The organism is Streptomyces sp. NBC_01471, assembly GCF_041438865.1.
In the GTDB taxonomy this organism is placed as follows: Bacteria; Actinomycetota; Actinomycetes; order Streptomycetales; family Streptomycetaceae; genus Streptomyces.
Window position 1 is genome coordinate 4,450,041 of record NZ_CP109450.1, and the last position, 12,466, is coordinate 4,462,506.

Annotated in this window: 12 protein-coding genes and 1 pseudogene; 6 read left to right on the plus strand and 7 right to left on the minus strand. The window is 69.3% G+C overall.

The features are described 5' to 3' along the window. The first annotated feature begins 204 nt into the window (after window positions 1-204). A complete protein-coding gene (locus OG285_RS19845) occupies window positions 205-1,089 on the plus strand; it encodes a DUF5707 domain-containing protein (protein WP_356827926.1) in 885 nt (294 codons plus the stop codon). A gap of 140 nt (window positions 1,090-1,229) precedes the next feature. On the opposite strand, the gene OG285_RS19850 is transcribed toward OG285_RS19845, so the two are convergent. Together OG285_RS19850 and OG285_RS19855 are read right to left on the minus strand one after the other, a co-directional pair. Further along, window positions 1,230-3,683, minus strand: coding sequence for an HAD-IC family P-type ATPase (locus OG285_RS19850; protein ID WP_356827928.1), 2,454 nt, complete (start codon window positions 3,681-3,683; stop codon window positions 1,230-1,232). 116 nt (window positions 3,684-3,799) lie between these two features. Next, window positions 3,800-4,090 carry a DUF2530 domain-containing protein gene (locus OG285_RS19855; RefSeq protein WP_356827930.1) on the minus strand — a complete coding sequence of 97 codons (291 nt, stop codon included), beginning with the start codon at window positions 4,088-4,090 and terminating at the stop codon, window positions 3,800-3,802. A 184-nt stretch (window positions 4,091-4,274) separates the two neighbouring features. Here OG285_RS19855 and OG285_RS19860 point away from each other — a divergent pair, with 184 nt between their 5' ends. Next, a complete protein-coding gene (locus OG285_RS19860) occupies window positions 4,275-5,726 on the plus strand; it encodes an NCS2 family permease (RefSeq protein WP_356827932.1) in 1,452 nt (483 codons plus the stop codon). Between the two features lie 48 nt (window positions 5,727-5,774). On the opposite strand, the gene OG285_RS19865 is transcribed toward OG285_RS19860, so the two are convergent. Further along, complete coding sequence (locus tag OG285_RS19865; RefSeq protein WP_356827934.1) at window positions 5,775-5,957, minus strand: ribbon-helix-helix protein, CopG family; 183 nt, start codon at window positions 5,955-5,957, stop codon at window positions 5,775-5,777. A 134-nt stretch (window positions 5,958-6,091) separates the two neighbouring features. Between OG285_RS19865 and OG285_RS19870 the strand changes: the two genes are divergently transcribed. After that, window positions 6,092-6,529: a MarR family transcriptional regulator gene (locus tag OG285_RS19870; protein ID WP_356827936.1), complete on the plus strand. Its 438-nt coding sequence runs from the start codon at window positions 6,092-6,094 to the stop codon at window positions 6,527-6,529. A gap of 80 nt (window positions 6,530-6,609) precedes the next feature. Beyond that, complete coding sequence (locus OG285_RS19875) at window positions 6,610-7,938, plus strand: MFS transporter (RefSeq protein ID WP_356827938.1); 1,329 nt, start codon at window positions 6,610-6,612, stop codon at window positions 7,936-7,938. Window positions 7,939-8,051: 113 nt separating this feature from the next. Here OG285_RS19875 and OG285_RS19880 read toward each other — a convergent pair whose 3' ends face one another. Next, entirely contained in the window at window positions 8,052-8,633 is a 582-nt protein-coding gene (locus tag OG285_RS19880) for a Uma2 family endonuclease (RefSeq protein WP_356827940.1), read from the minus strand. 190 nt (window positions 8,634-8,823) lie between these two features. Next, complete coding sequence (locus OG285_RS19885; protein WP_371791737.1) at window positions 8,824-9,393, minus strand: Uma2 family endonuclease; 570 nt, start codon at window positions 9,391-9,393, stop codon at window positions 8,824-8,826. Between the two features lie 120 nt (window positions 9,394-9,513). On the opposite strand from OG285_RS19885, the gene thpR reads away from it, so the two are divergent. Beyond that, window positions 9,514-10,059 carry an RNA 2',3'-cyclic phosphodiesterase gene (thpR, locus tag OG285_RS19890; RefSeq protein ID WP_371791738.1) on the plus strand — a complete coding sequence of 182 codons (546 nt, stop codon included), beginning with the start codon at window positions 9,514-9,516 and terminating at the stop codon, window positions 10,057-10,059. A gap of 221 nt (window positions 10,060-10,280) precedes the next feature. Here thpR and OG285_RS19895 read toward each other — a convergent pair whose 3' ends face one another. Both OG285_RS19895 and OG285_RS19900 read right to left on the minus strand, forming a co-directional pair. Then, the gene (locus tag OG285_RS19895) at window positions 10,281-11,276 is read right to left on the minus strand and encodes an aldo/keto reductase (RefSeq protein WP_356827944.1); all 996 of its coding nucleotides are present in this window, start codon (window positions 11,274-11,276) and stop codon (window positions 10,281-10,283) included. Window positions 11,277-11,443: 167 nt separating this feature from the next. Further along, a complete protein-coding gene (locus tag OG285_RS19900; RefSeq protein WP_356827946.1) occupies window positions 11,444-11,725 on the minus strand; it encodes a hypothetical protein in 282 nt (93 codons plus the stop codon). 260 nt (window positions 11,726-11,985) lie between these two features. On the opposite strand from OG285_RS19900, the pseudogene OG285_RS19905 reads away from it, so the two are divergent. Continuing rightward, window positions 11,986-12,463 (plus strand): annotated as a pseudogene (locus OG285_RS19905) (alpha/beta fold hydrolase). Window positions 12,464-12,466 lie beyond the last annotated feature (3 nt).

A 12,466-nucleotide genomic window follows, 5' to 3' on the forward strand; every position in this document is an offset into this window, starting at 1 on the left:
GGCCGTGACGGGCGGTGTTGCTGGTTCGACTGAGGCCATGGCGGCCGGTGCTGCGCCGCATGGTTTCCGAATCTTCACATCGTGCACAACCTTTTACCCTCGTCGCCCGTCTGGTCTGTGAAGCCACCAGGTTTCACAGACCACATGGGCCACGCGGATGGACGAAACCTCCGCCGGTCCCCTTCTCCACATGGGGAACAGAACATGCGTATACGTGCCACCGTGGCCGCCGTCACCGGCGCCCTGGCTCTCTCCGCTCTCGTCGTCCCGGCCGCCGCCCAGGCGGACGGGGCTCCCGGGGCGGGTGTCCTGGATGCCGCCCGCTCCGTGTTCAAGACCGCGCCCCACGGCGTGCAGGCCCACGTCACCCGGGCCGCCGTCGACACCAGGGTCAGCAGCGTGACCGTGAACGGCGGCAAGGACATCGTCCTCGGCACCACGGTCGCGAAGACCATCACGGCGAGCGTCACGGCCACCGACAACTCCGGTATCCAGGACGCCGTGGTCTTTCTCTGGCACGGCAGCAACATCGACAGCGACGTCGACGGCTACCTGGGCCCGAAGGTGGACGACAACACCTCGCAGGTCTCCAAGTGCACCAAGGTGAACGCCACCACGTCCACCTGCAAGGTCTCCTTCAAGGTGGACCCGCGCTCGCAGAACGACCTGTACAAGAACAGCCTCGCCGGCACGTGGAAGGTCTACGTCTCCGCACTGGCCAAGGACGGCGAGTGGGTCGAGTACAACGCGTACAAGTCCCAGCACGTCCAGCGCGCGTCGACCCAGACGGTCAACGCGGCCCCCGAACCGGTGAAGAAGGGCAAGACCATCACGGTCACCGGCAAGCTGGCCCGCGCGAACTGGGAGACGTACAAGTACCAGGGCTACACCGGCCAGCCGGTGAAGCTGCAGTTCCGCAAGAAGAACAGCAACGCGTACACCACCGTCAAGACGGTGAAGACGAACGGCACCGGCAACCTGAAGACGACCGTCAAGGCGGTCGAGGACGGCTACTGGCGCTACAACTTCGCGGGCACGACCACGACTCCGGCGGCCATCGCCACCGGTGACTTCGTCGACGTGAAGTAGCACCGCCCGCCGGGCCCGTCCGCAGCGGCACACCGCCCCTGCGGACGGGCCCGGATCCGGAGGTCGGCCCGTGGGGTCAGGCCCGGTGGTCGACTCGGCCGGTCGGCGCGTGTGGTCGCCCCGGTGGTCGACCCGGCCGGTCAGCCCGGGTAGTGGCGGTCGACCCATCGCCAGACCACTTCGACACCTGCCGACGCGACCGCCGCGATCCCTACGCCCATCCACGGCATGGCCTCCCCCACCAGCTTCAGCGCGAAGAAGTGCTGGAGCGCGGGGACCACCATGACCAGCACGAACGCCCCGGCCATCGCCAGCACCAGACAGACCCGCCACCAGGTGTACGGGCGGGCGATGATCGCCAGGACCCACATCGAGACCAGGAACAGGGTCAGGGTCGCGACGCTCGTCTCGGCGTCCAGGGACCCGGCCCCCACGTAGTAGTGCCGGGCGACCAGGTACGCCGCGAAGGTGGCGACCGCCGCGATGATGCCGCACGGGATCGAGTACCGCAGCACCCGCCGTACGAAGTGCGGCTTCGCCCGCTCCTTGTTCGGGGCCAGGGCCAGGAAGAAGGCCGGGATGCCGATCGTCAGCGTGGAGAGCATGGTCAAGTGCCGTGGCAGGAAAGGGTACTCGATCTGGAAGCAGGACACCAGGATGGCCAGCAGCACCGAGTAGACCGTCTTGACCAGGAAGAGCGTCGCCACCCGGGTGACGTTCCCGATGACCCGGCGGCCCTCGGCGACGACCGAGGGCAGCGTCGCGAAGCTGTTGTTGAGCAGCACGATCTGCGCGACCGCCCGGGTCGCCTCCGAGCCCGAGCCCATGCTCACGCCGATGTCGGCGTCCTTCAGGGCCAGTACGTCGTTGACGCCGTCCCCGGTCATCGCGACCGTGTGACCGCGCGACTGGAGCGCCGCGACCATGTCGCGCTTCTGCTGCGGCGAGACCCGGCCGAAGACGGAGTGGGAGTCCAGCGCTTCCGCCATCTCCTCCTGGCCGGTGGGCAGCTGACGGGCGTCGACGGTGTCCGTGGCGCCGGGCAGGCCCAGTTTCGCGGCCACCGCCCCCACCGACACCGCGTTGTCGCCGGAGATCACTTTGGCGGCGACGTCCTGGTCGGCGAAGTAGGCCAGGGTGTCGGCCGCCTCGGGCCGCAGCCGCTGTTCGAGCACCACCAGCGCGGTGGGCTGCGCCCCGGCCACCACCTTGTCCAGGTCGCTGCCGCCGTCCTCCTCCGCGTGCGCTTCGCCGTCGTCGAGCCCGCCCGCCACCCGTGCGAGGAGCAGCACGCGCAGCCCCTCCTCGTTGAGCCGGCCGACCTCCTGGAGCGCCGGGTCCCCCTCCGGCAGCAGCACATCGGGGGCGCCGAGCAGCCAGGCGGACGACTCGCCGTCCCCCTCGCCGAAGGCGGCCCCGCTGTACTTGCGGGCCGACGAGAAGGGCAGCGCCCGGGTGCAGCGCCAGCCCGAGGTGTCCGGGTAGGCGTCGACGACCGCCTGGAGGCTCGCGTTGGGCCGCGGGTCGGACGCGCCGAACGCGCCGAGCACCTGCCGTACGTACGTCTCGTCCGCCCCGCCCAGGGCCCGCAGCCCGGTGACGTTCATCCCGCCCTCGGTGAGTGTCCCGGTCTTGTCCAGGCAGACCACGTCGACCCGGGCGAGCCCCTCGATCGCGGGGAGTTCCTGCACGAGGCACTGCTGGCGGCCGAGCCGGATGACGCCGATGGCGAAGGCGATGGAGGTGAGCAGGACGAGCCCCTCGGGGATCATCGGGGTGATACCGCCGACGGTCCTGGCGATGGAGTCCTTGAGGTCGTGCCGCTCGTGCACCAGCTGGCTGACGATGAGCCCGGCCGCGGTCGGGACCATCATCCAGGTCACGTACTTGAGGATGGTGGAGATGCCGCTGCGCAGCTCGGAGTGGACGAGCGTGAAGCGGGACGCCTCGTCGGCGAGCTGCGCCGCGTACGCCTCCCGGCCGACCCGGGTGGCGGTGAACGCCCCGCCGCCCGCGACGACGAAACTGCCCGACATCACCGGGTCCCCGGGCTTCTTGTGCACCGGCTCGGCCTCGCCGGTGAGCAGCGACTCGTCGATCTCAAGACCCTCGGCCTCGACGGTCTCGCCGTCCACGACGACCTTGTCGCCCGGGCCCAGTTCGATGAGGTCGCCGAGGACCAGTTCGGAGGTGGAGACCTCGCCCGCCTTCCCGTCCCGCCGTACGGTCGGCTTGGCCTCGCCGATCACCGCGAGTCCGTCGAGGGTCTTCTTGGCGCGGTGCTCCTGGATGATGCCGATGCCGGTGTTGGCGATGATCACGTAGCCGAAGAGGCTGTCCTGGACCGGGGCGACGAACAGCATGATCACCCAGAGCACGCCGATGATCGCGTTGAACCGGGTGAAGACGTTGGCCCGGACGATGTCGGCGGTGGACCGGCTGGACCGTACGGGTACGTCGTTGACCTCGCCGTTGGCCACCCGTTCGGCCACTTCGGCGGTGGTCAGCCCGGTCGCGCGGGCCGGGTGCGGCAGCTCGACGGGGTGGACGGGGTCCAGCTCGGACCCCGCGTCGATATCCGGCCCTTGCGTCATGGATCCGACGTTAAGGCCAGAACCACACGTTTACCCGGCGAGATACCGGAAGATCAGCCCTCGGGAGGAGCGCCCTGGGGGGCGCGCCCTACGCGGAGCGCTCTACGCGGAGCGCTCTACGCGGAGCCGGACGTGGCGCCCGGCCCCTCGCCGGTCTCCGCCCGGTCCGCCGCGCGCTTGAGTGCCGCGTCGCGCCCCCGTGCGTACCAGACCCCGACGAGCCCGAGGGCGCCGCCGGCCGCGCAGGTCCAGAGCCACCACAGATGTCCGTGGTCGTCGAACCAGCCGTAGAAGGGCAGCTGCACCAGGAAGAGGACGAACCAGATGATCGTGCCGCCGGTGACGGTGGCGACGACGGGCCCCTCCAGGGGCTCGGGTGCCTCATGTGCTGGTGTCCACTTCGCCATGGCCGACAGTCTATGCGGGGGAGTGCGCGACCGCGGCGGGCCAGGTGGCCCAAGGCTCTACGCGCGGAGATAGCGATCTTCGACTTATGTATTCATACTGAAACGGCCTTCGATTGGCTCGTTCCTTTCGTTTAAACGTCCAAATATGGCCGTTTCTCATCAGATGACATTTGAGGTCGCGCGCATGTCACCCTCGGCCACCGCTCCGGTCGACGCTGTTCCACCATCGCCATCCGGCGGGCCGCAGAATGCCTTTGACCGCTATTTCAAGATCACCGAGCGCGGCTCAAGCGTCGCCCGTGAGATCCGCGGCGGTTTCGCGACCTTCTTCGCGATGGCCTACATCATCGTGCTGAACCCGATCATCCTGGGCAGCGCGCACGACATGAACGGGCACCAGCTCAACAGCGGTCAGCTGGTCACCGCCACCGTGCTGACCGCCGCTTTCTCCACGCTGCTCATGGGCGTCATCGGCAACGTGCCGATCGCGCTGGCGGCCGGACTCGGGGTGAACACGGTCGTCGCCCTCCAGCTCGCACCGCGGATGACCTGGCCGGACGCGATGGGCATGGTCGTCCTGGCGGGCATCGTCGTGATGCTGCTGGTCGCCACGGGGCTGCGGGAACGCGTGATGAACGCCGTCCCGCTCAGCCTGCGCAAGGGCATCGCGATCGGCATCGGCTTCTTCATCCTGCTGATCGGCCTGGTGGACTCGGGCTTCGTCTCCCGCGTCCCGGACGCCGCGCACACCACGGTCCCGCTCCAGCTCGGCTCGGACGGCCATCTGCACGGCTGGCCGATCCTGATCTTCGTGGTCGGCGTGCTGCTGACCCTGGCGCTGATCGTCCGCAAGGTGTCCGGCGCGATCCTGATCTCCATCGTCGCGATGACGATCGCCGCGGTGATCGTCGACGCCGTGGCGACGGTCCCGAGCTGGGGCCTGACCACCCCGCACTGGCCGGGCAACCCGGTGGCGTCGCCGGACTTCGGTCTGGTCGGTCAGGTCAGCCTGTTCGGCGGATTCCACAAGGTCGGCGTGCTGACCGGCATCCTCTTCGTCTTCACCGTGCTGCTCTCGTCCTTCTTCGACGCCATGGGCACCATCCTCGGCGTCGGCGACGAGGCGAAGCTGACGAAGCCGGACGGCACCTTCCCCGGCATCAACCGGGTGCTGTTCGTGGACGGCATCGCGGTCGCCGCGGGCGGCGCGACCTCGTCCTCCGCCAACACCTGCTTCGTGGAGTCCACGGCAGGGGTCGGCGAGGGCGCCCGGACCGGGCTGGCGAGTGTCGTGACGGGTCTGCTCTTCACGGTGGCGCTGTTCCTCACCCCGATCGCGACCATGGTCCCCTCGCAGGCGGCCACCCCGGCGCTGCTCGCGGTGGGCTTCCTGATCCTGGCGGGCTCGGTCAGGGACATCGACTGGTCCGACTTCACCATCGCGATCCCGGCGTTCCTGGCGATGGTGATGATGCCGTTCACCTACTCGATCACCAACGGCATCGGGATCGGCTTCATCTCGTTCACCGTCCTGCGGATCGCCGTCGGGCGCTGGCGCCAGGTGCCGGCCGCGATGTACATCGTGTCGCTGGTCTTCGTCTTCTACTACGCGATGCCGGCCCTCGGCCTGACGTGATGCCCGGCCCGCCCGGGTGAGAACCCGGGCCCGCCCCCGTATCCGCGTCTAGGTACGCCCGTAGAACCTCTCCGTCTCGTCGACGGCCGATTGGAACCGTTCGTCGAAGTCGTCGCGAATGAGCGTCCGGACCACGTAGTCCTGGACGCTCATTCCGCGTTTGGCCGCGTGGTTCCGGAGACGGGAGAGCAGCTCCCCGTCTATGCGCAGGCTGAGCACGTTCGATCCCATACCCGACAGCGTCGTGGGACCCGCCGCCGTTGCGCGTCACTTTCGCGCCTCTTCTCACTCGTACGGGTGATCTCGCTCACCGGATGGCATACCGGGTTGGTCTTTAGCATAGGTAATGAGTTACGCTAACGAACATGCCTGACCTTTCGCCCGCCGACAAGGCTGCCGCCGTCGACTCACTGCGCTCCACCGTGATGCGCCTGAGCCGTCGGCTCAAGCACCAGCGTGTCGACGAGTCCCTGAGCCCGACCGAGATGTCGGTGCTCGCCACCCTCGCCCGCTGCGGCTCCGCCACCCCCGGTGAGCTGGCCCGCAAGGAGCATGTGCAGCCGCCCTCGATGACTCGCATCGTGGCGCTCCTGGAGGCCAAGGGCCTGGTCAGGCTGGAACCACACCCCGACGACCGCAGACAGAAGGTCGTCAGCCAGACCGAGGAGGCGCAGGCGATGCTCGTGGAGAGCCGGCGGCGCCGCAATGTCTGGCTGGCCGAGCTGGCCGAGGGGCTGAACGAGGACGACTGGGTGAAGCTGCGTGCCGCCGCCCCCGTCCTGGAGAAACTCGCCCAGCTCTGACCCCCGCCCTGTACGCGGTCACCCGGTGACCTTGTCCACGCGATGTCCACGCCATGTCTACGCCCAGGAGGCGACCACTGTTGAGTTCGGGACCCGGAGCAGACTCCGCCCCCGCACCGCAAGAAACTGCTACCCGGACTTCGATGTTCAGCTCGTTGAAGATCCGTAATTACCGGCTTTTCGCCACCGGCGCCGTCGTGTCCAACACCGGCACATGGATGGCGCGCATCACCCAGGACTGGCTGGTCCTGAGCATCACGGGATCGTCCGCCGCGGTCGGCATCACGACGGCGATGCAGTTCCTGCCGATGCTGCTCTTCGGCCTGTACGGCGGAGTCATAGCCGACCGCTTCTCCAAGCGGAAGCTGCTCTTCTGTACCCAGGGCGCGATGAGCATCGGCGGTCTCTTCCTCGCCGCGATGACCCTCACGGGCAACGTCGAGGTCTGGCACGTGTACGTGACCGCCTTCTTCACCGGCCTGGTCACCGTCATCGACAACCCGACCCGGCAGTCCTTCGTCTCCGAGATGGTCGGCCCGGACCAGGTCCGCAACGCCGTCAGCCTGAACTCGGCGAACTTCCAGTCCGCCCGGCTCATCGGCCCCGCCGTCGCGAGTGGACTCACCGCGGCCGTCGGCCCCGGCTGGGCCTTCCTCGCCAACGGCCTCTCCTTCCTCGCCCCGCTCACCGGGCTGCTGCTGATGCGCAGCAGCGAGCTGCACCACACCTTCCGCACCCGGCGAGGCAAGGGCCAGCTCCGCGAGGGCCTGAACTACGTCTCGAAGCACCCCGATCTGATCTGGCCGATCGTCCTGGTCGGCTTCGTGGGGACCTTCGGCTTCAACTTCCCGATCTGGCTCAGCGCGTTCGCCAACGACACGTTCCACGGCGGCGTCGGGATGTACGGCCTCTTCAACACCCTGATGGCCATCGGCTCGCTGGTCGGAGCCCTGCTCGCGGCCCGGCGGGGCGCGTCGCGGCTGCGCATCCTGGTCGGAGCCGCGATCGTCTTCGGCGCTCTCCAGGTCATCACCGCCTGGTCCCCGTCGATCTGGATGTTCGTCCCGCTGATCACCGTGATCGGCATCCTCGGTCTGACGGTCAACGTCACCGCCAACTCCTCGGTGCAGATGGGCACCGAACCGGAGATGCGGGGCCGGGTGATGAGCCTGTTCATGATGGTCTTCACCGGCGGTACACCGCTGGGCGGCCCGCTCTTCGGCTGGCTCACCGACTCGTACGGGGTCCGCGTGAGCTTCACGCTGGGCGGCGCGATCTGCGCACTGGCGGCGATGGGCGTCGGCCTGATGCTGGCCCGCGCGGCCAACCTCCGCCTGGAGGTCGACCTCAGGCGCGGCCGCCGTCACGTGGGCTTCGTCCCGCGCGAACAGCTCGCCACGGCGGCGTGAGCCCGGACGGTTCCGCGAACGGGCCGGGGCGGACAGCCCCGGCCCGCGGGACCGGTCTCGACCGAGGTCGTCCTCAACCCTGCTTCTCAGCCCCGGGACTCAGCCCCCGGGTCTCAGTCGCGGGGGAAGTCGCCGGTCTCCAGGGTGAGGCCGACGGCGGTGCCGGTGAGGTCGATCGGGTAGCCGAAGTCGAGCGTCACGGTGCCGTGGTACTCGTCGTCCTTGGGCAGCGTGTGCAGATGCCACCTGCCGGTGTACGGGTCGGCGATGACGTACACCGGAACACCGGCGGTGGCATAGGTGGCCTTCTTCGGCCCGTAGTCGTTGGCGGCGGTGTTCTTGGAGATCACCTCGGCGACGAACTCGATGTCCTGGTAGCGCCAGTGCCCCTTCTCGTCCTTGACGGCCCCCTCCACGAGAGCGACGACGTCCGAGGCGAAGCCGTTCAGCAGCCCGGGGAAGTCGATGCGTACATCGGACTTCACCCGCTGCCGGGGGTACGCGGCACGCAGCTGCTCGACGATGTCCAGGATGATGTCCCAGTGGGTGTCCCGCTGCGGTGACATGAAGATGTTCCCCCCGACGATCTCGACCTTGTATCCCTCGGGGGTCGGCTCAAGCCACTCGAACATCGAGTCCAGAGTGCGCTCGTCGCTGGTGTCGGCCATCTCGATCCTGTCGTCGACGACGGTCATGGTGGCGCTCCTCCCCACTGCCGCAGGGTGCGGGCAGTCGCGCGGTACAACGATACGCACGGTGACGGAGGTACGCCGGGAACGGGCCGGGCCCGTACGCGGGCCCGCCGGGCCGGACCGGTCTCAGCCGCGATTCTCAGCCCTGGGCCTCAGCCCCGCGTGTCAGCCCCCGCGGGTCAGTCCCCGGGTCTCAGTCGCGGGGGAAGTCGCCGGTCTCCAGGGTGAGGCCGATGACGGTGCCGGTGAGGTCGACGGGGTAGCCGAAGTCGAGCGTCACGGTGCCGTGGTATTCGCCGTCCTTGGGATACGTGAAGACATGGCAGACGCCGGTGTACGGGTCGGCGATCAGATAGACGGGGACTTCGGCGGCGGCGTAGGCGGCCTTCTTGGGACCGTAGTCGTTGGCGGCTGTGCCCTCCGAGATCACCTCGGCGATCAGCTCGACGTCCTGGTACCGCCAGCGGCCCCGGGCGTCCTTCACCGCCTCGGCCCGCAGCTTGGCCACGTCGGGGGCGAAGCCGTTCAGATGGCCGGGGAAGTCGATCCGGACGTCGGACGTGACCTTGACGTCCATCCCGAACGCGTCCTCCAGGGCCCGCACGATCCTGCGGATGATCTGCCAGTGCGCGTCCCGCTGCGGCGACATGTGGATGGTTCCCCCGACAATCTCGACGTGGTAGCCCTCGGGGGCGGACTCCAGCTGCTCGAAGAGCAGGTCCAGGCTGTCGGCCATCTCGATCCTGTCGTCGACGACGGTCATGGTGGCGCTCCTCCCCACTGCCGCAGGGTGCGGGCAGTCGCGCGGTACAACGATACGCACGGTGACGGAGGTACGCCGGGAACGGGCCGGGCCCGGCCGGCCACCCGGGACACTGTCCGCATGAGGCTCTTCGTGGCACTGCTGCCCCCGCCGGAGGCGGCCCAACAGCTCGGGGCGCTGGTCGACCGGGCGCGGGCGCTGCCCGGCGCCGGCCGGCTGCGCTGGACCGAGCGGCCCGGCTGGCACTTCACGCTCGCCTTTCTGGGCGAGGTGGACGACGCTCTCGTGCCCGCCGTGGAAGCGCGGCTCGCGCCGGCCGCCCGGGACCACGCGCCCTTCACGCTGCGGATCGCCGGTGGCGGCCGGTTCGGGGACCGGGCGCTGTGGGCGGGTGCCGCCGGGGGCGTGGACGCGGTGGGGCGGCTGGCTGCCGGGGTGGAGGCGGCGGCGCGGGATGCGGGCGTGCCCATGGAGCGGGAGCACCCGTACGTGCCTCATCTCACGCTCGCCCGCGGCGACGGCCGGACCGGCCTCGATCCGTACGCGGAGACCCTGACGGGCTTCGTGAGCAGCCCGTGGACCGTGCGGGAACTGGCCCTCGTACGGAGCGGGTGGCAGCCCCGGTACGAGGTGGTCGCCGCCTGGCCGCTGGGGCCCGGCAAGTAACCTCGGAGCGTGGACCCGAAAACCAGGAACCGGATCATGGCCGGTGTGCTTGTGCTGCTGTTCGTCGTCGTCGCCGTGGCGGCCGCCGTCGGACAGTGACGGCGGCCGCCACGACGCGACTTCGCGGGCGCGGCCGGGCGGGACGTGCCCCGGGCAGGCAGGCCGTGACCCGGGTCAGGCGTGGTCCAGGTCCGTGTGCGCCCGCCCCCAAGCGTGCGTTCCTACCAGGCGAATGCCTCCGGTGACGGGCCAGGACCGGGGAAGATCTCCTCGACCCCGGACACCACGGCCTCCGGAAGCTCCAGCTCGATCGCGCGCAGCGCCGAATCCAGCTGTTCCGACGTGCGCGGGCCGACGATCGGACCCGTCACGCCCGGCCGGGTCAGCAGCCAGGCCAGGCCGACCTCGCCCGGCTCCAGGCCGTGCTTGTCGAGCAGGTCCTCGTACGCCTGGACCTTCGCCCGCAGGGCCTGGTCGGCCAGCGCGTCCGCCGAGCGGCCCGCCGTGCTGCGGCTGGTGTGGCCCTCGCGCTCCTTGCGGATCGCTCCGCTGAGCAGCCCGCCGTGCAGCGGCGACCACGGGATGACCCCGAGGCCGTACTCCTGCGCGGCCGGGATGACCTCCATCTCCGCGCGGCGCTCCACGAGGTTGTAGATGCACTGCTCGCTGACGAGCCCGACCGAACCACGGCGGGCGGCCAGCTCGTTCGCCTGCGCGATCTTGTAGCCGGGGAAGTTCGACGAGCCCGCGTAGAGGATCTTGCCCTGCTGGATCAGGACGTCGATCGCCTGCCAGATCTCCTCGAACGGGGTGTTCCGGTCGACGTGGTGGAACTGGTACACGTCGATGTGATCCGTCTGGAGCCGCTTCAGCGAGGCGTCGACGGAACGCCGGATGTTGACCGCCGAGAGCTTGTCGTGGTTGGGCCACGCCTCGGGGTCCGCGCTCATGTTCGCGTACATCTTGGTGGCGAGCACGACCTTGTCGCGCCGCTCGCCGCCCTTGGCGAACCAGGTCCCGAGGATCTCCTCGGTGCGGCCCTTGTTCTCGCCGAAGCCGTAGACATTGGCCGTGTCGAAGAAGTTGACCCCCGCGGCGAGCGCGGAATCCATGATCGTGTGGCTGTCGGCCTCGGTGGTCTGCGGCCCGAAGTTCATCGTGCCGAGGACCAGTCGGCTGACCTTGAGTCCGGTGCGTCCAAGCTGGGTGTACTTCATGAGGCTCAGCCAACCCCTTGGAGTGCGCTCGAATCAAGGACGCGTGGGGCCATCCGGGGCGGGGCGCCCGAGGGGTATCCGAGGAGCGCCTGAGGGACGTCCGACGGGGAAGCGCGGGGGAAGCGCGGGGGAGATGCGGTGGGGCCGGGCCGGCGTGCCCGGCCGCTTCAGCGTGCGGGCTGCTGGGGCGCCGTCCGCAGTACTTCCGTCGCGTGGGCGTTCCACTCGCGGAGGGTGTCGGACAGGGGTATGGAACCGGGCAGCAGCAGGGAGTCGCGGCGGTGGAGGACGGTCTTCGCCTCCGGCTCGCGGCAGAGGTTCTTCCAGCGCACCAGTTCGTCCGGGTTCATGGTGGTCTGCGCCGGGTCGGTGGTCAGGAGCCGCTCGACCTGCCCCGCGAGTCTGAGGAACTCGTGATAGAGGGTGCTGCGCTCTTCGGCCTTCCCCATGCTTTCCTCACAGTTGAATCAGTGAACTCCCATTCTGTTCACAGTATCCGCACATGGGTTCGGTGCGAAGGGCGGGCCGCCCCTCGCCGCCGAGGTGGTGTCCGGACGGCTTCCGGGGTACCGCTCCGGGCCCCTGATGTGCGGGCCAGGGACCAGGTCGCGGAGGGTGGGCCTGATCACTATGGTGTGACGCCACGTGAGTTCGCAGTGAGTTCGCAGTGAGTACTGGATGAGTTCCAAGTGAGTTCGGGGACCGCACCGTGAGCGAATGGCAGCTGACCGAGACATTCCGCAGCACCTCCGGGGACGTCCGGTGGGACCGCCTCGGATCGCCCGGTGACGATCCGGTCGTCCTGCTGCACGGCACGCCCTTCTCCTCGTACGTCTGGCGCGCCGTCGCCCGCTCACTCGCCCGCCGCCACCAGGTGTTCGTGTGGGACATGCCCGGTTACGGGGCATCGGAGATGTCCGCCGGTCAGGACGTTCCGGCAGATCGCCCAGGCCGACGAGCGCTACACCGACGAGATGCAGGACCGGTACGGCGAGATCGGCATCCCGACGCTGGTGTGCTGGGGCCACGACGACACCTGGATTCCCGTGGCGAAGGGCCGGGAGCTCGCCGCCCGCATCCCGGGCGCACGGCTTGAGCCGATCCCGGGCGCGGGCCACCTCGTGCAGGAGGACGCCCCCGCCGAACTCACGGCCGCTCTGCTGGACTTCCTGCGACGGCCGAGCTGACAC